The organism is Pseudoalteromonas sp. ABE4_541 (genome assembly GCF_056312285.1).
Map to the genome: position 1 here is coordinate 21,059 of NZ_JBSVEM010000004.1, position 20,838 is coordinate 41,896.

Here is a 20,838-nt window from a genome sequence, read left to right on the forward strand (position 1 = left end):
CTATCTAACATGATTGAACTTCCGCTACAAAAACGCTATGTACTGCCACCCCTCGTACTCACTCTTTTAGCCAGTGCATTAATGTTATTAGACACAAACGCCCTATTTGCATTCAACCGGGCATTGATGCCTGAGCAGTGGTGGCGTATTTTTACCGGTCAGTTTATGCATAGCAATTGGAATCACTTGCTACTTAATGTACTTGGTATTGTATTTATATGGATATTACACGCAGAACATCGCACTCCAGCTAATTACTTTATCCATATTAGCTTTTTAGCACTTTGGACAGGGTTGGGGATTTGGTTGTTCTGCCCTAATATTGCAATTTACACGGGCCTGAGCGGTCTTTTACACGGCGTTATTGTCTGGGGGGCACTTAAAGACATTCATGTTGGCATGCGCTCTGGTGTTTTGCTATTTGTCGGTATATGGGCAAAATTACTCTGGGAACAAATACAAGGCCCAAGTGTGCAAGTGAATGAACTAATTGGTTCAACAGTAGCGATTGAAGCACATCTAATTGGCGCAATAGGTGGTTTAGTCTTATCACTTCCTCTGCTTTTGAATTTTATTCGTCAATATAGAAGAAGTTTGTCTCAAAAGTAACTATTTGACGTGGCACTCAATAATGAATGCCACAAATAGTCGGTGTTTAATCTACGTCAGAATCCAACAATGGGGCTCTAAAGCCAGGCTTTGCCAATATTTCAAGGTAAAAAGAAGGTAATTCAGCTTCTACAGCTTTGTCTACGTGCTTGTTTATGTGCGCTACTTTTATCACATCTGCTTGCGATTGAGTCGCGCCAAAGCGACAGTCAAAATCCCAAAAATCAGCACCCGCTGGCAGACTCTTATTGCGCTCTCTACGCAAGTACTTTTTTACTTCATATTTTATAGCGTCAACTAAACGTGCAGGTTTTAATTTAGGGTGCGTTAATGCAAACGTTTTTTTCATGGTATTCTCGATGTCAGGATATCCACTAAATAGTGGGTATCGAGTTATTGGAAAGTAATTATTTATTTTATCGCATTTATACAAACCGCGCGATGAAAACCATGTGCTTGTCGTAATAAAAATGACGGTTTGTTGTCAAATTTCATTTGCATATTCTTGTAGTAGGTCGATAAAACGACGAACTTTCGTTGCCAAATGTTTTTTGCTGGGGTAAATGGCGTAAACGTTAACTACAGGCTGTGGGTAATCTTTAAATATGATTTCAAGTAACTGACTCTCAAGTGCATCTTTTAAATAGAACTCTGGTAATCGGCAAATACCGATCCCATCAAGTGCCATTTGGGTTTGCATCATACCGCTGTTGGTGCGTACCTTTTGACGTACCTTAACACTAAACTTTTCACCTTCTTTATCGGTAAACTCCCAACGGTCCGGTGTTTTCAGGTTGCTATAGCAAATACAGTCATGCTTTGTAAGTTCTTTAGGGTGATGCGGATGTCCCAAACGCTCTAAATAAGCCTGCGATGCCACTACGTAAGTCGGGCAAGAAAACAGCCGCTTACAAATCAGCGTTGACTCTTCGAGCATGGGGGCAGCTCTTACAACAAGGTCAAATCCATCAGCAACCAAATCAATTCTTTTATCACTTAAATCTATATCTACTTTTACATTAGGGTAGCGTTTTAAGTACTGAGATATTACTGGCTGTATAAAAGAGCGACTGATCCCCACTGGGCAACTTATTTTTAATTCTCCTTTAGGGTTGTCATCATGTTCCGTCAATAAACTAAACGCTTCGGATGCATCGTCAACAAGCTGATTGCAATAGCCATAATACAGTTCACCTTCGGGCGTGAGCGCAATAGAGCGCGTTGTTCTATTAAGCAACCGCACCCCTAAGCGCGCTTCTAACTTATTTATTTCTTTACTCACATGCGAGTTGGAGTGGCCCAACACTTGTGCTGCTGCGCCAAATCCCCCGCTCTTTACCACTTGAACAAAAATTTCTATGCCATCGAATACATTGTTAGTCATATGGAAATAGTGACTTTACAAAAAGCCTATTAATGAATTTTGAATATCAATATACACTGTGAAACATCAAATGAATACAACGAGTGACAGAGTCTTCGTTATTGAACAAAAACCACCTAGGAGTACGTTATGAAAGTTTTAGCATTTGCAGCAAGCAGTAGCCGTCAGTCTATCAACAAGCAATTAGCGCAGTACACAGCGTCTCTCGTTGAAGGGGCGCAAGTTGAGTTACTTGATTTAAATGATTATGAAATGCCTATCTACAGTTCTGATAGAGAAAATGAAAGTGGCATTCCAGTACAAGCACAGCAATTTTATAACAAGATAAGCGAAGCCGATGCCATTGTCGTGTCGTTCGCCGAACACAATGGTACCTATACGGCAGCTTATAAAAACGTGTTTGATTGGGCATCTCGTATCAACCAAAAGGTGTACCAAAACAAACCAATGCTTTTATTGGCAACGTCACCGGGCCCAGGTGGTGCGCAAAGTGTGTTAGCCAGCGCCAATGGCTCTGCCCCATTTTTCGCGATGGATGTAAAAGCCAGTGTTTCAGTGCCTAGTTTTTACGATGTTTTCGACAGCGAAAAAGGTGAAATCAAAGACGAAGCAATTAAGCAAAAACTCAAAGAGTCGGCTTTTTCGTTGCAGTTATAAGAAATAATCTGGGCCAAACAACCAGTTTGGCCCTTGACAAAAAATTAACTCAAAAAAGTGATAAAAATATCTGTTTTATTGCCCTTTTCACTATTGATTAGTATCTCATTCTGCCCCATTTTACTTATTAGAAATCTGACGCTGCATAAACGTACTTATGCAGAACTTACATTTATTATTTCACTGAGGTGATTATGAAACGCGTTGTGTTATTTCTACTAACAAATTTAGCAGTTATGCTGGTATTGGGAGTGGTATTATCTGTCTTAATGTCGGTACTAGGCATATCGTCTAGAAGCTACAGCGGCATTATGCTAATAGCACTGGTATTTGGTTTTGGTGGCTCTTTTATTTCGCTATTTATGTCGAAATGGATGGCGAAAAAATCAACGGGTGCAGTAGTGATTGAACACGCTCGTAATGAAACAGAGCATTGGTTATTACAAACGGTTGCTCGCCAAGCACAGCAAGCAAATATCAAAATGCCAGAAGTGGCAATTTACGATAGCCCTGAGATCAATGCTTTTGCAACAGGCCCAAGCAAAAACAACAGCCTAGTAGCAGTGAGCTCTGGTCTGCTGCATAACATGAGTCAAGATGAAGCCGAAGCCGTACTTGCACACGAAGTATCACACGTCGCCAACGGCGATATGGTCACACTGACATTGATTCAAGGCGTGGTAAACACCTTCGTTATCTTTATCGCAAAAGTGCTAGCAGGTATCGTTGATAACTTCTTCAGAGGCGAAGACGAAGAAGGCACTAGTTGGGCTTACTTTGTATTTGACATGATTTTCCAAATGGTGTTCGGTATTTTGGCATCAATTGTTGTCGCGTACTTTAGTCGTAAACGTGAGTTTGCCGCCGACAAAGGTGCAGCAGGTTTAGTGGGCGCGCACAAAATGCGTGCAGCACTTGAGCGTTTAAAGCAAAATCAAGAGTCACAACTTGAAGGGTCAATGATGGCATTCGGTATAGCATCTGGTAAGAGCTTATCGGAAATGTTTGCCTCACACCCACCGCTTGAACAACGTGTTCAAGCTCTGAAATAAACACAATTACTAGCCCAAACAAAGCGCCCTATTGGGCGCTTTTTTACGTAATGAGCGTTAGCCTTAAGGCAAACAACTCGACTTAGTAAAGAAGTACCGCACTTCATAGTCCTTACAGGTGGTATTACTGCTACTGCCGCCATTACTTGAATTCCAACAAGCAAACCCTGAAGCGTTATTCACTAGGTTTTGGCCGGTTAAGCTCGCATCCAGCTTTGTATCTACATCACGGGCAACAATGGCTGCAATGTCACTTGATTCACAGCTTGAAGCAATATTGCCAGATGACTTGTGCGCATTGAACAACTCATTATCGCCACTTGCTGGATCATCGCGGTCTAACCAATCTGTTGCGTACAAACCGCCGTTAACCAATGAATTTTCTATGCGATATAAGCCTAGCGAGTTGATTTCACTGTTTTCAGTGCCATGGAATGCAAATATTTGCTGGCTAGAACTTGCGTTATAGGACGTACAGCTACCCGAGTTAGTACCACCCGAGATGTTGCTGCCGTTGCTTGAGGTAAACTTCACATAATAAACGGTGTCGTAGCCGTACTTTGCATCATCTTTGCAGATCAACACGCCTTTTAGATACTCTCCACTACTGGCATCAAAGCTAAGTTCATTACCCCAGTCGCCACCACTTCCTCCATAAGTAACACATAACTCCGATGTACCAACGCTAGCATGACTAATACTTTGCTTAGTCTCATAACACGCTTTAAAGCCATTAACGCGGTTATTGGAGCGAATTTTTACAGAGCTTAAATTGAGCGCGCCACCCAGTAATGCTTTACGCTTTAAAAACCCGATATTGTCGAACGAATCCCCTTTGTTAGTCGAACCCACAGCGTTATTTTTGACGAGCTTCCAGTCAATATAACGGCTTGCGTTGGATAACCAAAAATCTTCAAAGGCATTATAGTAATTCACCCAATGGTCTTCAGTGCTACTACCTATTTCGCCCAGTAATAGTTCATTCTCATACGCATTGTATGGCATACCAAACGTATAAGTACCACCCAAGCTTCTACAATACTCAAAACCCATATGCCAGGTACCTTTAGTCGCTGAAAGTTTCCAATTTCTATCTTTATCTACACATGTGTGATACTGGAATGTAGTACAGGCTTTATCAACGAGAGACTCATCATCTTCGAGGCTTGCACAATCCCCCGTGCCATTCGGGCGATTTGATTTCCAAGACCAGATGTAATCTTCAATTTGCACTTCATTCGCGCCATAACCACTGGCTGCACTGGTGTTATTTGCCTCAACCAACGCTAGTTCCAATATTTGAGACCCTTTCTTACCCCAATTTTTTAGTACATTGCTGCCCGTTTTACTGGAACTAGGTCCATCTGTGTTTAACTGCGTCGCATCATCAATAACGACTGTCATATTATTCGCATTATAGTGCGCTGTTTGGTCGTTGCTCACGCACTCATCGTTACCATTTTGGCAAAATGGTTGATTGCTTTTCAAATTCCCACTTGAATCAAAGGCATCTACACCAATAAATACGGTGTTCCAGAACTTAGAATAATTGCCAGCTTTGTGATATGAACAGAGATCGCTTTTATCTCTAGGCGTTTGCACGACTGCGACTAATTGTTTACCAGCGGCTAGAATATCACGCTTAGTTAGATGTGATACGGGAAGTGACGCGCAGCTTTTATCTGCATAGCCCCAATCAGATGGCAACAACAGATAGTCGCTGATATCATTTTGCAATCTTTCGCCTATTTTATTGTGCCAATTGTTGTGATCATTGTGCTTATAAGCTTCAATTTTAAGCAAAATGACTTCGTCAGGGTTGTCTTGTAGAAACTCTTTGATGTCATCTAAGCCTTCGGACAGTTTTGCATGAAAGCTTGAGCATAGCGCTTTGTTTTCAAGTGAATTGTGGCAAAGCATGGGGGTTGAATCAAAAGTACCCTCTGGGTAAATATCAAACTCCATGACCCGTATCCCCCGCTTCAACAAGCTTTTTGGTGAGTAGTATTGGTTAACATCAGTGTAAGTCCCCTTACTCCAAGAATAAGACGCATAAGCGTTATGAGCGCCAGCCCACAATGTTTTTGAGAACGGCGCAAAATTATCAATTTGGCCTTGAAGATCTAAACGCGTGACTTTGTCATCATCGGTGTCGATTGCAGCATGACTCGCTGAAGATACAAGCGAAGCGATCATGCCTCCAGCCAGTAGTAATGCGACTTTATTCAATTTGTTACTTTGCTTCATAGTTAAATTCCTCTCCTTTTACGTAATATGTTGGTCCTTAACCAGAGATCATATTATTGATCCTGTACTAGCAACCACCGCAAAAGGTAGGAGTCAAAAGTGCAAACAATGAGGACGTAAAATTAATTTAAAATTTATAAACGACACAATTGATATAGAGCCTTCCCTCTTTTTTAAGCCGTACAGCACGCCTCTCTTTTCAAATTCAACACATTGAAATTTAATAATAAAAAGCTGTTAACATCACTCATGTTAGACGCAATAAGTAGTCAATATTATTGTACTAAAGCAAATCAATATGTACCTAAAGTTCATTTTTTGTGTAATGCGCTGTAATTTCCCTTTCAACAAAAGGCCCCATAATAGGTAATGACACATAACAGTGTTTTAATATAGCGGTTAAGCAAGAGGGTTCGAACACTGTAACTAGCGAAAAACTTTAAATAATTTAGCTATAAAGTGGTAAAACTTCATGTTTGGTCCATTTTTGCTTATTACCATGGCCCCTCTAGTTTATAAAGGAAGCAGAGTGAACAAGATTTTAAAACTTACAGCACATGATGGTTCAGATTTTGGTTATCTGGGGCTTAACTCACAAGGTGATCGATTCATCGGTGGTGTGAATATACAAAACGCGACGCAATTTTTATTAGTAAAGCACTCAAAAGATGAGCAACTGCACTATTTCCAAATAATAGACAAGCTCAAGGACTATTTAGATATTAGTATTACTGGCTCAATGCTTGCACCTGTAAGGCCACCCTTACCAATTCCCGTTGAGAAAACAACAGTGGCGACTTGGAAGGTAGTCGATGAACAGTTACGCGCATTTGTTCGAGGCGTCGACACCAATAAAGTGCTTGGAATAGATATAGCAGCCGAATCACCCACCTTGTATGTTCAGAAAAGCATACAGACAGGCTGTCAAGTACAGATAATTGACGCACCAAGTGGCTAAGCTTGAAAGAGTTAATGCCTAAAAGGCCAATGCGTTATTCTTTAAAAGTTATTGAATAAGCGCAGTAAATAAGGTTTGCTGCGCCGTATTCATGTATTGAACTATCCTCGAAGCTTTTGCGTTATTATCGTTGTCGTCAGTAAAAATATGCTTGAAAGCCAAAGACAAGCTTCAATGCCATAGCTTTGGTAAATGATACCCGAAAGAACGGTGCCAATTAGTCGCCCCATTGCGTTCGCCATATAGTAAAAACCCACATCCAACGAAACCCCATCACTGTCTGCAAACTTAACAATTAGATAACTGTGCAATGACGAATTAACAGCAAAAACACCACCAAAACACAACAGTCCAAGTGTTATTACCCAAATTGGCGAGATATTTTGAGACAACGCTAATGCAATTAGTGCTGGAATTACGGTGAGTATGAGCGCCCAAGCAGACAATAGTTTACTGGGCTCTGCACTGCTTTTGTGACCTGTTATATGTGGCGCGTTTGCTTGCACCAGCCCATAAAAAATTACCCAAATGGCCATAAAGCCACCAACAAGCGAGTGCTCCCAACCAAAGGTTGATGCCAGAAATACGGGCAATGCAACTACAAACCAAACATCTCGTGAGGCAAATAAACACAAACGCGCTGCGGATAACGTATTTATTTGCTGACTCTTAGAAAACAGCTCTTTGAACTTTGGCTTGAATTTCTTTTTGCCCAAATCAGCCTTTAGCAATGTTACACTGATGATCCAAGCGACTAAAAGTAGTGCGGTCATCACCCATAAGGCACCTTGAAAGCCAAACACACTCAGTAATGCACCACCCATGAAAAAGCCAACGCCTTTGAGCGCATTCTTAGAACCAGTCAATCTAGCAACCCATTTATATAAAGTGCTATCGGCATCTTCTGGTACTAATAACTTAATAGCACTTTTGGCACTCATTTTATTTAGGTCTTTTGCGATCCCTGAGAGTGCTTGAGCAGCCATCACGTACGCGATACTTAACCACTGAGGATTAATAGCAAGCATTGCAAGCGATACTATTTGCAACGCTAAGCCGAAGTTCATGGTTTTATTCAGGCCAAGACGTGCACCAAGCCAGCCTCCCAGCAAATTAGTAACAACCCCAAAAAACTCATAGAACAAAAAGAGCATAGCAATACTGATAGGACTGTACCCTAACTGATGAAAATACAGCACCACGAGCATCCGCAACGCGCCATCAGTCAGGGTAAAAACCCAGTAATTACCGGTTATGATTAAATATTGCTTAATATCGCTCGACAACTTGCTGATCATAATTGTTACGTAAACCTTTTAGATACAACATAACGCACCAAATCAGCGGTACGGTTTGCATAGCCCCACTCATTGTCATACCAAAGGTACATTTTAACCTGCGTACCGTTAATAACCATAGTTGACTGCGCATCCACAATTGAACTTCTTGGATCAGTTCGATAGTCAATCGATACCAAGGGGCGCGTTTCGAAACCAAGAATATCTTTCAATTCACCTGCAGCTGCTTCTTTCATCCAACCGTTAATTTCTTCAACTGTGGTGTCACGGCTCATTTCAAAGACACAATCCGTGATTGATGCGTTTGCAAGCGGTACACGTATTGCGTGACCGTTTAATTTACCTTTCAACTCAGGGAAAATGTGTGTAATAGCTGTAGCTGAACCGGTTGTAGTCGGAATTAAGCTCATGCCGCAAGCGCGTGCACGACGCAGGTCTTTGTGGGGCGCATCTAAGATAGTTTGCGTGTTGGTAATATCGTGGATAGTCGTCATTGAGCCATGTTCTATGCCGATTTTATCTTGCAATACTTTTACAACAGGTGCTAAACAGTTAGTTGTACAAGATGCTGCAGTAACAATGTCATGGACGTTAGCGTCATAGTCTTTATGATTCACACCATATACGACGTTCAAAACACCATCCTCTTTCACCGGAGCCGTGACTACAACTTGCTTAACACCTTGCTCCAAGTATGCTTGAAGCAAGGCTTTAGTCTTCATTTTACCCGATGCTTCAATCACTAAGTCACACTTCGACCAGTCCGTTTGTGCTATTTCTTTGTTTTGTGTTACTGAGATTTTAGCATCACCAATGGTCATATCATTACCATGACTTTCAACCTCATAACGCCAACGGCCATGAACAGAGTCAAAGTTCATCAAGTGCGCTAATGTTGCCGCATCTCCTGCAGGATCATTAATGTGTACTATCTCAATATTTTCACTTGCATAGAGAGCACGCATTGTTAAGCGACCCATTCGGCCAAAACCGTTAATACCCACTTTAATTGTCATAAAAGCTCCTTAATTTGCATTGCAGCAGGTAGCGACACGCTCTGGTCGTGCGCCCATGCTATTTAATTTATGAGTGGCTGCGCGTATAAAATCTGTATTCTGCGCAAACGTATGCGTAATAACAGTGAGACACCAATCTGGCAATTCTTTGTTCACACTGTAATAAACCCACTGTTTTTGCTTACGATCGATGAGAATCCCCAGCCTACGTAATTGAGCAAGATGTCGTGAAATTTTAGGCTGACTCAACTCCAGCGCTTCCATCAGCTCGCACACACAGAGTTCCTGCTCTTGCTCAATGAGCAATAAGCATTGCAGTCTAGTTGTATCACTGAGCGCTTTATAAAAATTGACCAAGTCCATAATTATCTCCCCTTAGAATATACGGAATATCATATATACATATTTTCATATATTCAATATTTCCTTATGAAATCGAATGCTAATTGCTTAGTTTGCGCCAATTGTCATACTAAGTAACACATCAACAGGACAGGAAAATGACATGAAGAACAACAACAAAAGTTACGAAGTTAACTTTGATGGCCTTGTCGGGCCAACGCATAACTATGCTGGGCTATCCTATGGAAATGTGGCTTCACTAAGTAATGTAGACATAGTCTCAAACCCAAAAGAAGCGGCTTTACAAGGTCTTGCAAAAATGAAAGCAATGCATGATATGGGATTAAAGCAAGGGATATTCGCACCGCATGCTCGTCCAGATGTAAACGCGCTAAGACGACTAGGGTTCACAGGCTCAGATCATCAGGTAATAAACAAAGCGGCCAAAGAATCCCCCGTGCTTTTGCGGGCTGTCTATTCCGCATCAGCAATGTGGACTGCGAATGCTGCAACAGTATCTCCTTCAAAAGATACTGACGATGGCAAAGTACATTTCACCAGTGCTAATTTAAATAATAAATTTCATCGTTCGCTGGAGCCAAACACAACAACAGGTCTGCTCAAAGCGATGTTTCCCAGTGAGCATTTTGTTCATCATACACACTTGCCTGAACAGCCATTTTTTGGTGATGAAGGTGCAGCCAATCATACTCGCTTGTGTGACAGCCATGCAGATAAAGGGCTCGAGTTGTTTGTTTATGGCTCAAGCAGCCTAAACAATGCGATTATTGGTCCAAAAAAGTACCCTGCTCGGCAAACATTAGAAGCGAGTCAAGCAATAGCTCGATTGCACAAAGTAAAAGAAAACCAAGCGATATATGTCCAACAAAATCCAAGCGTTATTGATCAAGGTGTATTTCATAATGACGTCATAGCCGTAGGCAATGAAAATGTACTGCTCTGCCATGAACAAGCTTTTTTAAATCAAGCTAACACATTGGACAAAATAAAATCAGCCTATTTGGGTGAGAAACAACTCTTTATCGTTGAAGTACCCAGTCATTCCGTCAGTGTAGAAGATGCAGTAAAAAGCTACCTATTCAACAGTCAACTCGTTACGTTACCAGATGGTACGATGATGCTCGTTGCGCCTCAAGAGAGTCAAAATAACACTGCCGTATGTACTTATATTGAAAGTTTGCTCAATGCTAATAACCCAATTGAACATGTTAAGTTTTTTGATTTAAAACAAAGTATGCAAAATGGCGGAGGACCGGCATGTTTACGCTTGCGAGTTTCGCTAAACCAAGACGAATTTGATGCAGTAAATAAAGACGTATTGATGAGTGAAGAGAAATTTACTTCGCTAGTATCATGGGTTAAAACGCATTATCGGGATAGAATAACTGACAAAGATTTAGCTGACCCTCTTTTATTGGAAGAAACAAAAACAGCGCTTGATGAGCTAACAAAAATATTATCGTTAGGTTGTGTCTACCCGTTTCAGCAGCACTAGTCACAGAAAAAAGCCCAGCATTGCTGGGCTTTACTAGTCAGGGAAAATAATAACTAACAACTTTGCGCAAGCAAAGAAATTAACTCTAAGTACAAGACATAATCGCTATTTAAAAAATAGCAATAGCACTTAAAGTAACCCCAGTGTATTTGGTATATTGTATACACTCAACATTTAATTCAGTATATTTTTAGATTATCTAACATTAATTAATCTAAGATATGCTACTTAGTTATTAAAATCCGTAAGTTTTCAACGTCTAAAGATTGCGTAGTTTAGCCACCACAGAATCAAAGTCAGCGCCTTTAATTTCGCTTCTATATTCGGCACGCATTTGGTTTAAATACTCGTAAGCTAGTTCTTCAGCTTCAAAAATACCAATTTGCGAACCATTCCAAGTTTTAGAGGGTTTACCAGGGAAAGACGCCGTCACTAAACAATCTACTGGCGCCATAACTTGATTATCATCAGATTTATCCTGTGTACTATGTGCACTAAGCTCTGTAGAAAAACGCCCTCCCCAACAATCGCTGCCAAAAGTTCTTACTCCACCCATTGACGCTGCTTTTGTATTCACCAAGTTGCCAAGTTGTGACAGTTTATTAGCCATAGCATCGGCTTGTGAGCGAACGAATGATGCGCTTATATAACCTTTAACATGGCGCTCAGTTAGCACAGCCAAGTTTAAAGTCGTCATTAAAGAATAAGATGTAGTAAGCGCGTATGCATTAGAGTTGTAATTTGGATCGTACGCTCTGTGCTCTCGTAACGAGTTAACATATTGCAATAATGATGTGAGAATAGATGCGTCAAAATTGCCACCGCTCAATGAATCCTGATAGTAGTCAAACGTATTACCAAAAGCAGCAAGCTGGCTCTTTGCATCATAAACGGCATCGGTGATCACCACGCCAGACACCAAATCTTCGATTTTTTGCAGATCTTCTTCATGTAATCTCACTATCTGAGGCCCCGGCGAGCTTCCACCGAATAACAAACCAGAGATAAAGTCTTTAACGCCACCTTTCAATGCGCTTTTTGCACCGTCTAATATCGCCTCACGTATCATTACGGTTGTTAAAAAGCCCTGAGCGTTAAGGTATTGTGACTCATAAACCTCGTTACTCTGTTGGTACTGAGTTGAAACATCATGCTCGCTTTGAGCATATGACGACATTGAACATGACATGGCTAAAGCGATAGCGGCAAATTTCATTTTTTGTATTTTCATGGTTCTCTCCTTAGTTAAATAACGAGCAACTCATTGCTCCTAACTTAAAATTTCAATAAATTCAGCTAGCTACGTAAAAATATACCTTTACAATATGAGCCAAGGTCTAAAAGGTTTAGTGTTTCCTTTGTGTTAATGTCTCACCACTCATAACAACCAGAGCAATGCAACCAACTGCCTAACCTCACATTCGGTATACATAAATTAAACAATTAAGTTACGAGTCGATAGCTGTCAAAAATTACAGGAGCTGTTTCTTTGCTGTATTTTGGGGTTGTTTCCAGCATCGAGGAGCTTCTCAGGCTGAGTGTGATCTGCTTATCAAATTTTGATTATTTCTATCAACCTTCAAATACTAAATTCAAGTAACCATTAACTCCAAACTCGAACCTTGCACAATAACTTTGCGTAGCGTTCGTATCAGGGTTTTGAGCTGTTTCAAAAATTATGTGAGTTCACGGGCTTAGTGCATTGTATCTATTCAACAAGTTTCATGAGATTAGAATATTGACAAAAATATATTGCATACAGTATTCATTTGCAAGGTTTGAATATCACCTATTTGACTCAAAATAGTAAACTTTACTTTAAACTCTATGCATATAAGGAAAATAAAATGAAATTAGCATTAAAGAAGAAAACGATTAAAACTCTTAAATCACAATTTATTATCTTAGGAAAAGAAAAAACACTTTTGGCGAATGCTGGGAGAGGCGGTTTAGATGGAACGCCTGATATGAACCCTACTGAAGCGTCTGCATGTAAACAAATCACGCCAGGCTCGCAAATATGCTAACATATTAGGTCTGTCTTAATTTCTAAAACAGTACTTAACAAGGTTCAAGACCTTGTTAAGTAATGTTTTTTCCTGGTTCTTCTGCCACTGTTTTTTTAAAAGCCAATAAAGTTAAAATCTAATTTATCTCGCAACACAGTTCAATACAATCCTAGCGATACTGCTCCGCTCTAAAAAAACGACCAACATCAATTAATGAAATTTCCCCAATAAAAGTACTTGCAATAATTCAACTTGAGTATATTGTATACATTATACCTTGGTTGAGTTGAGCTGTATGTCAGTTTCACTCACTAATTAAAACAATAAAGATGATATTTAAGGGGTATCTCAATGCGTCATCACAGGAATATAAACACCGCATTCTGCAAAAGCCTAATCGCTATAGCCGTGGCCACTTCGTGTAATTTTGCATTTGCACAAGACAGTTCTGAACAAGCTAATAAGCCAGAGCGAATTGAGGTGACAGGTTCAAGAATTAAGCGCCTCAATTTCGAAGCACCTTCACCTACTATTGTTGTTTCGGCAGAGGATATCAAAGTTACGGGTGCACAAAACGTTAACGACATTTTGACTGGCTTACCAATGTTTGCCGATGGTTTTGATTCAGCATCAGGGAACTACAGTTTTGGTAACGCAGGACTTAACGTAATAAACCTTCGAAACTTAGGTGAAGCGCGAACGCTAGTATTGGTAAATGGCAAACGCCCTCCTTCTGTTGCAACGGACTATCAAGGAATGTTAACAGATGTTGGAACTATCCCGTCGTCGCTTATTGAACGTATTGAAATTATGACAGGTGGAGCTTCAGCTATCTATGGATCAGATGCCGTCGCTGGGGTTGTTAACTTTATTCTGAAAAAAGATTTTGAAGGTACCACGGCAAACGCCCAAGTATCAGGAACGCAAGAAGGAGGCCACAGTACACGAAACCTATCAGTGACGCATGGCTTTAATTTTGATGAAGATAAAGGTAATTTAACCGTCTCATTCGATTACTTGTCTGAGTCGGCACTTACACAGGAGAACCGTGCAAAGTCATATAACTATCAACGTTCTGTAACTAATCCGAATAAAGGCGAAGGGCAGCCAAGTAAAATATGGAAAACTGGGCTTTCGCCTATCCCATGGGGTGTGCCACAAACTATCTTCTCAGTTTATAACGATGAAGATGGTGGTTACGATTGGTATGACTTTGATGAGTCAACCCAAGATGTAGCACTAAGAGCGCGTTATCGTGATATGTATGACGGCTGGTTGGTCGATGAAGAAAACGGTTATGAAGGTACGCGATGGGGGCATATTGAAGATCCACTTGAACGCGTTAGTTTGTATAGCTCACTCAACTATCAATTCGACGATTTTGATCTTGCGTATGATATTACACTTTCTCGTAATACATCTCATAATGTAATCGATCCGCCATTTAAGCGTGCTTGGATGCAGGTTTCAGAGGTGAAAGCGCTTTTTGATACTCCAGCTTCAATTACCGATAACTTTAGTGATGATGATTGGATAGGCTTCCACCACACATTCTATGAACACGGTGGCCGTACTAGTAAAACGCAAAGAGACTTTTTCTCAACCAATTTATCACTTTCAGGTGTATACAATAATGATTGGTTCTGGGATGTCAGCTTTACAACTGGGCGCTCTAAATTTGAGCTTGATAGCCCAAGTCAACTACGTCAAGACCGGTTGAATAATAAATTGCAAGTTGTTGGTGACTGTGAAGCACAAGGTAACTGCCCTACTTTTAACCCTTTTGAGCGTCAATCACAAGCCTTGATGGATTACGTTGTTGACGGCTTTATTTCCGATACTATCGCTGTAAATCACGCATTTCAGGCGAACTTAGCGGGAGACGTGTATGAACTTGACGCGGGTATGGTTCAAGTTAGTACAGGTATCGATATTCGTTATGAAAGCCTTGATTTTGATCCCTCTGAATTGTGGTCTTCAGGTAAGTTAAGCTCTGTTAAAAAATCAATAGATAAAAGCCGTAATATTAAAGAAGCGTACGTAGAAGTGCTAGTACCTTTATTAAGTGACATGCCATACGCAAAACAGGTCGACCTTGAAGCCGCATATCGTATTGCTGATTACTCAAGCAGTGATGGTCGTTTTGAAAGTACCAAACTTGCTTTAAATTGGGCGCTTAGTGATGTAATTCGTTTACGCACAATTTTCTCTCAAGCAGTACGGGCACCACAATTAGAAGAGCTATATGGCGCAGAAAGTATTGGTTACTCTGATGTAAGCGACCCTTGTGATGACTCTAATATCAACGGAGGACCAGCTGATGGTAGACGTAAAGCCAACTGTGCATTATTGGGTATTTCCGAAGGTTGGAATTCAAATATTAAAACTCAACGTGCGCAAGTGAAAAATTCGGGTAACCCGGATTTAAAAGAAGAGAAAGCCGATACGCTAACCGTAGGTCTTGTATTTACGCCAGACGAATATTTGGAAGGCTTTACTGCATCTGTTGATTTTTATGATATTAAGCTCGATGACATGATTTCAGGCTTCGGTGGTACAGCCGTAATGGAAAACTGCGTAGACTTGCAAGTGAACAGCGTAGATAACATGTTTTGTAAGCTGATCCAGCGTAAAAGTAATGGTGATGTAGACTTTGTGAGACCACTGAGTCTTAACTATGACTCTGCACGAGCCAGAGGTGTCGATATTGAGCTTTACTATAGTTGGGACGCGCTGTCATTTGATTTTAAAGCAAGCCGTATTTTAGAGCGCTCGGCTTCTACATTCAATATTGTTGAACAGATTGTAGAAACTAACAATGAAGCAGGACAGCTAGGCGATCCTAAATGGATGTCCAATCTGAAAACTAAGTACAAGTTTGAAGATTTAACCTTGACTTGGACATTTAAGTTTAAACAATCTGGCCGTTACAATGATGATTCAGCGCCAGATTATCGAGATTCAGACACACCTCGTAACTCCCTTATTCACAATCTGCGTGCCGACTATCAGTATAGCGATAGCATGTCTTTTTACGTTGGCCTGAATAACATTACAGACAATAATGGTGGTGATCACTGGACCACATCTCGCGGTGCATATAACGGTTGGTCGATCCTAGGCCGCTCTGGGTACGTTGGAATTGACGTCAACTTTTAACACGACAGTCCTTTCTCCGTAAAAACAAAATAGCCCTGCGTTTGCAGGGCTATTTAGGATATTTTAATTGTTTCACTTTATCTCTTGGTCAACAATACGCTTCAAACATTTGGTTTTTAGCCTTTTATTAGTCAACTAGATTTTCAATAGTTCAATGTAACAACAGCCTTGTTCTACCTGCACTGATCATCACGTAGTCAAACAGGTTTTTTGGTATCTATTACCTCAAGTTCAATAATCTATACCAATCTTTAACCTAAACCAAAGCATTATCATATTAGCCAAATTGATAATAATTACTTATTTATAACAATACCCCCCAAAAACAGCACAAATTTATGGCAATCATTTCACCAATATGTATACTGAACGAACATATAAGTATATTGTATACATTATACTTATATGTTCGTGCGATTCACCTTTCCACAGGTCTCTCGTTAACAGGAACCGCTCAAACCTTTATTTGAGCAAAAAAACAACTAAGGTATACGCAGTGAAACAGCATAAACTAACAAAAATAGCCGCTGCATTGGCGATTACTACATCATTTTCTACGCTTGCGCAGGAAGTTAATTTATTTAACCACGCTATTTCTTTTGACAGTCAAATCACTAAGCTACAACAAAAAAATAACAATTTAGCGTTTGGTGTTAATTCGGCTGCTGAAAACGCATTAGTGCAACCAGTCGAGATTAATACAATTAACGCAAGTACATTAAAAGCGGGCGACCTACTGAGCCTTATAATTGATGGTCAATATATTCAAATTGAACTGACTAAAGTCACTCTGGCGACTGACAATAAAGTTCTCATTTCAGGTCGCTCCTATGACAGCGGTGCCACGCTTTCAATGGTAAGCGTGAATAACCGTTACAGCGCTAAAATCCAAGTTAACGGCGTTGGCTATTTACTGAGTCCATCACGCAATAAAAGTAGCATTTATAAATTGAGTAAATTTATAGATGATAAGACTCAAGTTGATGATTCCGAGCACCCACAAATTAATGACTTGTCAAACACGACGACTTTCCAGGGCCTAAACCGCGCACTCGCTAATGTGTTAAATAGTGATGAAACGAGTCCTGAGGTAACAGTCATAGTTGCGTACACAGAAGAAGTCGCAAAAGAAGTTGGCGATATTGACGCGTACTTAGCGCTTATGGAAAAAGACACCAACGACAGTTACGTTGCCAGTGGCGTAAATGCCACCGTACGCATCGTGCATGCTTATCAGACCGGCTACAAATCGACGGGTGACATGGCAGAGGACAACTCAACGCTACTCAATGAAAACTCTAGTGACTGGCTAAAAAATCCAAACCCGCTAGCACCAAATGGCTTTGGCGTTGAATTAAAGAGTCTGCGTGATGAACATCAAGCTGATGTCATGGTATTTTTAGCGGATAAGAATAAGTCGTCTCCTTGGGCTGGCTGGGCAGGACAAATAGGCACCGATGAGCAAAGCGCATTATTTACACTGAGTAGTTGGGGTACATTCAAAAATACCTTCGCCCATGAGCTCGGCCATTTATATGGCGCGCGTCACGATAACGACTCCACCACTACCCCGTTCGCTTATGGGCACGGTTTTTGTAATACTGATAAAACGTGGCGTACACTGATGGCCATTTCGGACTGTGGTGAGCGACTTAATGTTTGGTCAAACCCAGAACAAATGTACAAAGATGAAGTGGGTGGTACGACGGCAACCAACAACAATGCGCGCGTACACAATGAGCGTGCAGAAACCATGTCAGCACTTCGTACAAGTGCGCACATTGCACCTAACGCGACAATTACACAAGTTAGCACAACGGATAATAACTTAACCGTTAGCTTTTCTGGCCAAGCAAATGATAGTGACGGCAGTATTGTGTCAACTTTGTGGGACTTTGGAGATGGTGTTTATCATAATGAACCGTATGCTCAGGGCGATAATGTATCGCATACTTATCAATTTCCGGGCACATACACGGTTCGCTACACTGCTACCGATAATCAAGGCCTTATTCATTCAGCGAATACTGAAGTCACTGTTACCGCTTTGCCTGGCATGGGTTACTGCACAGCTAAAGGCTACAATGCGCTATATCAACATATAGAAAGCGTTGGCGTGAATGGTCTCACGCATGAAACATGGCGTAGAAATTATACGGATCAAACGCAAAAAGAGGCATTTACTGCCTATGCGGGTTCTTCAACTGGTATCACACTACAGCAAGGTACTCGTGGCAACGACTTTGGTCCCTACGCTGCCTATTGGGCAGTTTATGTTGATTTAAACCAAGATAACACCTTTAGCGAAGACGAACTTTTACACTATTCAGTACCTAGAACAACGCAATCTAGAGAGCCTGTTCTGGGTAACATTACTATTCCTCAAACGGCACTCGCAGGCACCACCCGTATGCGTGTTATGCAATCGTACAAGTTACGTGATGGTGAAACAACACTCGGCGCTTGTGGCGATTTCACTTGGGGTGAGGTGGAAGATTACACTATCGAAATTAAGCAAGAGCAAAACCCAGCTGAATTTATACCCAATATTACCGCTAATGATTTAAACGTAAGCTTTAATGGCGTATCGAATTCAGATATTGCTTCTGTAGAGTGGGATTTTGGTGATGGTTTATTTAGCCGCTCGAGCACAAGTACTGACTTCAATCCAACCCATAGATACCTATTTTCAGGAAGCTATACCGTTACCTTAACCATCACACTGAAGAACGGTGAAAAAGTAACGCATACCAAGGTCATTGATGTCACCGCGCCTGAAGGAGAAGATTATTGTCAAGCATACGGTAATCAACCTAAATACCAATACAATGCCAATGTAACACTCAATGGTACTAGCGTTACATCTGGCGCAACAAATTATTCTGATCACACAGCAACCGTCATGGGCGCCGTTCACGGTGAAAACATCTTATCTGTTCGTCAAGGTGCAACAGGCTCTAAATCTTCATACAACGCAGAGTGGCGTGTTTATATTGATAGCAACCAAAATGGTACTTTTGAAGACAGCGAAAGTGTTTGGTACTGGACAGGCGCAAATACCAGTAACGCAATAGCGCGACCTTTTAGTCTTGCTAACACAGCACTAGAGGGTAAAACCAGAATGCGTGTACTACAAAGCTACGAAAAGCTGTCGTCGCCTTGTGGTCGAATTCGCTGGGGAGAAGTAGAAGACTTCACTGTAGATATAAAAGAACAAAATCCAGCCGAATTTACGGCTAATGTATCAGCAAATGATCTGACAGTAAGCTTTGTCGACAGTGCTGATACAAACCAAAACATCGCCTCAATTGAGTATGACTTTGGCGATGGTATGGTTAACCCCAATAACACCAGCTCACAGTCTAGCCCTACTCATACCTATTCGTATGCAGGTACTTATACCGTGCGCGCAAAAGTAAAACTTACAAACGGCGTTAGTTATGTAAAACAGCAAGACGTCACAGTTTCTGGTGATGCTTATTGTATTGCCTATGGTAACTCCCCAACTCAATGGACAAGCAATGTAAGAGTCGGAAACAAGAACAATGCGTCGCAAAAGAGTCAATTTAGCCACTTTGCAGATGCAGATTTTGTATTAAATAAAGGTGGTGACACTGAAATTGGTCTTACTCATGGCTCGGGGGGTCCATACTTGGCGAATTGGGCAGTTTATGTAGATTTAAACCAAAACAACAGCTTTGATGACGCAGGTGAATTATTACTACAAAAGAGTGCCACTACTTTTGACGAAGTGATTGGCTCGTTGTCGGTGCCGCAAACTAGCTCTACGGGTAAAACCGTGATGCGTGTTATGCAGTCGTATGAACTGACAGATGGAAAAGTACCTGCTTGTGGTAGTTTTGGCTGGGGCGAAGTTGAGGATTATGATGTTACTATCACTGATGCAACGCAGCCTAGCAATGAACTGAAGAATGGTGAAACCAAATCAGGGATCAACGTGACCAAAGGTGAAACTAAAACGTTCGCGTTCAATGTTCCTCAAGGTGCGACTAATATCAATGTTCACATGGGCGCTGGCTCGGGCGACCCAGATCTCTACGTGAAGTTTGGCGACTCTGACACTGCAAGCAACTGGGATTGTCGACCTTACAAAGGTGGTAATGTGGATGAAACCTGCGATAGCAGCAAGCTGACAAAGTCTGGCGGTACCTATTATGTATCAGTTGTAGGATTCAGTGCTTCGGATAATGTTACATTAACAGCCAGCTACAAAGATGATGTGATCACACCGCCTAGTAATGCATGTGAAACCAAATCTCCGCAAACTAGAGGCAAATTGAGCAATGGCGAAGCAATTTGTATGGGCAGTCAAACCGTATATGTCTCAATATCAGTACCTGCAGGTCAATCAACACTCACGGTAAAAACAACGGGTGGTGATGGAGATGCCAGCGTGTATCACAACAGTCAGGGCTGGCCAAGCAGCAGTAACTTTGAAAACAAAGCGACTACAGCTAATTCGAGTGAAGAGCTTATTACAATTGATAGTCCAAATTCTGGATGGCACTACCTTATGGTAACAGGCCAAGGTACAGGTACTGAACTCAAAGTAACTTACCAATAACGTTCA

Annotated in this window: 15 protein-coding genes; 8 read left to right on the plus strand and 7 right to left on the minus strand. The window is 41.1% G+C overall.

The window, feature by feature from the left end:
* Positions 1-9 precede the first annotated feature (9 nt).
* Positions 10-609: a rhombosortase gene (gene rrtA, locus ACW689_RS05245; RefSeq protein WP_476289039.1), complete on the plus strand. Its 600-nt coding sequence runs from the start codon at positions 10-12 to the stop codon at positions 607-609.
* A gap of 46 nt (positions 610-655) precedes the next feature.
* Here rrtA and ACW689_RS05250 read toward each other — a convergent pair whose 3' ends face one another.
* Positions 656-958 (minus strand): DUF6172 family protein, encoded by a 303-nt coding sequence (locus tag ACW689_RS05250; RefSeq protein ID WP_476289041.1) that lies wholly within the window; start codon positions 956-958, stop codon positions 656-658.
* Positions 959-1,093: 135 nt separating this feature from the next.
* Positions 1,094-1,993 carry a LysR family transcriptional regulator gene (locus ACW689_RS05255; RefSeq protein ID WP_476289043.1) on the minus strand — a complete coding sequence of 300 codons (900 nt, stop codon included), beginning with the start codon at positions 1,991-1,993 and terminating at the stop codon, positions 1,094-1,096.
* Positions 1,994-2,122: 129 nt separating this feature from the next.
* Here ACW689_RS05255 and ACW689_RS05260 point away from each other — a divergent pair, with 129 nt between their 5' ends.
* Positions 2,123-2,650, plus strand: coding sequence for an NADPH-dependent FMN reductase (locus ACW689_RS05260; RefSeq protein ID WP_476289045.1), 528 nt, complete (start codon positions 2,123-2,125; stop codon positions 2,648-2,650).
* Positions 2,651-2,844: 194 nt separating this feature from the next.
* Positions 2,845-3,702 carry a protease HtpX gene (htpX, locus tag ACW689_RS05265; RefSeq protein ID WP_476289047.1) on the plus strand — a complete coding sequence of 286 codons (858 nt, stop codon included), beginning with the start codon at positions 2,845-2,847 and terminating at the stop codon, positions 3,700-3,702.
* Between the two features lie 63 nt (positions 3,703-3,765).
* Here htpX and ACW689_RS05270 read toward each other — a convergent pair whose 3' ends face one another.
* Positions 3,766-5,949: a phosphatidylinositol-specific phospholipase C domain-containing protein gene (locus ACW689_RS05270; protein ID WP_476289049.1), complete on the minus strand. Its 2,184-nt coding sequence runs from the start codon at positions 5,947-5,949 to the stop codon at positions 3,766-3,768.
* Positions 5,950-6,478: 529 nt separating this feature from the next.
* Here ACW689_RS05270 and ACW689_RS05275 point away from each other — a divergent pair.
* Positions 6,479-6,907 (plus strand): hypothetical protein, encoded by a 429-nt coding sequence (locus ACW689_RS05275; RefSeq protein ID WP_476289051.1) that lies wholly within the window; start codon positions 6,479-6,481, stop codon positions 6,905-6,907.
* A 101-nt stretch (positions 6,908-7,008) separates the two neighbouring features.
* Here the strand turns inward: ACW689_RS05275 and arsJ are convergent, their stop codons facing one another.
* Genes arsJ through ACW689_RS05290 form a run of 3 tightly spaced genes read right to left on the minus strand, consistent with a single transcriptional unit; the run spans position 7,009 to position 9,584 of the window.
* Positions 7,009-8,205 (minus strand): organoarsenical effux MFS transporter ArsJ, encoded by a 1,197-nt coding sequence (gene arsJ, locus ACW689_RS05280; RefSeq protein WP_476289053.1) that lies wholly within the window; start codon positions 8,203-8,205, stop codon positions 7,009-7,011.
* A 5-nt stretch (positions 8,206-8,210) separates the two neighbouring features.
* Complete coding sequence (locus ACW689_RS05285; RefSeq protein WP_476289055.1) at positions 8,211-9,221, minus strand: ArsJ-associated glyceraldehyde-3-phosphate dehydrogenase; 1,011 nt, start codon at positions 9,219-9,221, stop codon at positions 8,211-8,213.
* Positions 9,222-9,230: 9 nt separating this feature from the next.
* Positions 9,231-9,584: a metalloregulator ArsR/SmtB family transcription factor gene (locus ACW689_RS05290; protein ID WP_476289057.1), complete on the minus strand. Its 354-nt coding sequence runs from the start codon at positions 9,582-9,584 to the stop codon at positions 9,231-9,233.
* 142 nt (positions 9,585-9,726) lie between these two features.
* Here ACW689_RS05290 and astB point away from each other — a divergent pair, with 142 nt between their 5' ends.
* Positions 9,727-11,079, plus strand: a complete 1,353-nt coding sequence (astB, locus tag ACW689_RS05295; RefSeq protein WP_476289059.1) for an N-succinylarginine dihydrolase — start codon at positions 9,727-9,729, stop codon at positions 11,077-11,079.
* A gap of 259 nt (positions 11,080-11,338) precedes the next feature.
* On the opposite strand, the gene ACW689_RS05300 is transcribed toward astB, so the two are convergent.
* Positions 11,339-12,310 (minus strand): hypothetical protein, encoded by a 972-nt coding sequence (locus ACW689_RS05300; protein WP_476289061.1) that lies wholly within the window; start codon positions 12,308-12,310, stop codon positions 11,339-11,341.
* A gap of 616 nt (positions 12,311-12,926) precedes the next feature.
* On the opposite strand from ACW689_RS05300, the gene ACW689_RS05305 reads away from it, so the two are divergent.
* The 3 genes from ACW689_RS05305 (at position 12,927) to ACW689_RS05315 (ending at position 20,832) form a co-directional block, all read left to right on the plus strand.
* Positions 12,927-13,106 carry a hypothetical protein gene (locus tag ACW689_RS05305; protein ID WP_476289063.1) on the plus strand — a complete coding sequence of 60 codons (180 nt, stop codon included), beginning with the start codon at positions 12,927-12,929 and terminating at the stop codon, positions 13,104-13,106.
* A gap of 333 nt (positions 13,107-13,439) precedes the next feature.
* Positions 13,440-16,247 (plus strand): TonB-dependent receptor plug domain-containing protein, encoded by a 2,808-nt coding sequence (locus ACW689_RS05310; protein WP_476289065.1) that lies wholly within the window; start codon positions 13,440-13,442, stop codon positions 16,245-16,247.
* A 496-nt stretch (positions 16,248-16,743) separates the two neighbouring features.
* Positions 16,744-20,832, plus strand: a complete 4,089-nt coding sequence (locus ACW689_RS05315) for a GEVED domain-containing protein (RefSeq protein ID WP_476289067.1) — start codon at positions 16,744-16,746, stop codon at positions 20,830-20,832.
* Positions 20,833-20,838 lie beyond the last annotated feature (6 nt).

Bases quoted from the DNA above. Each gene is read 5' to 3' on its own strand.
- arsJ (WP_476289053.1), bottom strand. From the start codon at position 8,205: ATGATCAGCAAGTTGTCGAGCGATATTAAGCAATATTTAATCATAACC.
- ACW689_RS05255 (WP_476289043.1), bottom strand. From the start codon at position 1,993: ATGACTAACAATGTATTCGATGGCATAGAAATTTTTGTTCAAGTGGTA.
- rrtA (WP_476289039.1), top strand. From the start codon at position 10: ATGATTGAACTTCCGCTACAAAAACGCTATGTACTGCCACCCCTCGTA.
- ACW689_RS05285 (WP_476289055.1), bottom strand. From the start codon at position 9,221: ATGACAATTAAAGTGGGTATTAACGGTTTTGGCCGAATGGGTCGCTTA.
- ACW689_RS05270 (WP_476289049.1), bottom strand. From the start codon at position 5,949: ATGAAGCAAAGTAACAAATTGAATAAAGTCGCATTACTACTGGCTGGA.
- ACW689_RS05310 (WP_476289065.1), top strand. From the start codon at position 13,440: ATGCGTCATCACAGGAATATAAACACCGCATTCTGCAAAAGCCTAATC.
- ACW689_RS05300 (WP_476289061.1), bottom strand. From the start codon at position 12,310: ATGAAAATACAAAAAATGAAATTTGCCGCTATCGCTTTAGCCATGTCA.
- ACW689_RS05250 (WP_476289041.1), bottom strand. From the start codon at position 958: ATGAAAAAAACGTTTGCATTAACGCACCCTAAATTAAAACCTGCACGT.
- ACW689_RS05290 (WP_476289057.1), bottom strand. From the start codon at position 9,584: ATGGACTTGGTCAATTTTTATAAAGCGCTCAGTGATACAACTAGACTG.
- htpX (WP_476289047.1), top strand. From the start codon at position 2,845: ATGAAACGCGTTGTGTTATTTCTACTAACAAATTTAGCAGTTATGCTG.
- ACW689_RS05260 (WP_476289045.1), top strand. From the start codon at position 2,123: ATGAAAGTTTTAGCATTTGCAGCAAGCAGTAGCCGTCAGTCTATCAAC.
- ACW689_RS05305 (WP_476289063.1), top strand. From the start codon at position 12,927: ATGAAATTAGCATTAAAGAAGAAAACGATTAAAACTCTTAAATCACAA.
- astB (WP_476289059.1), top strand. From the start codon at position 9,727: ATGAAGAACAACAACAAAAGTTACGAAGTTAACTTTGATGGCCTTGTC.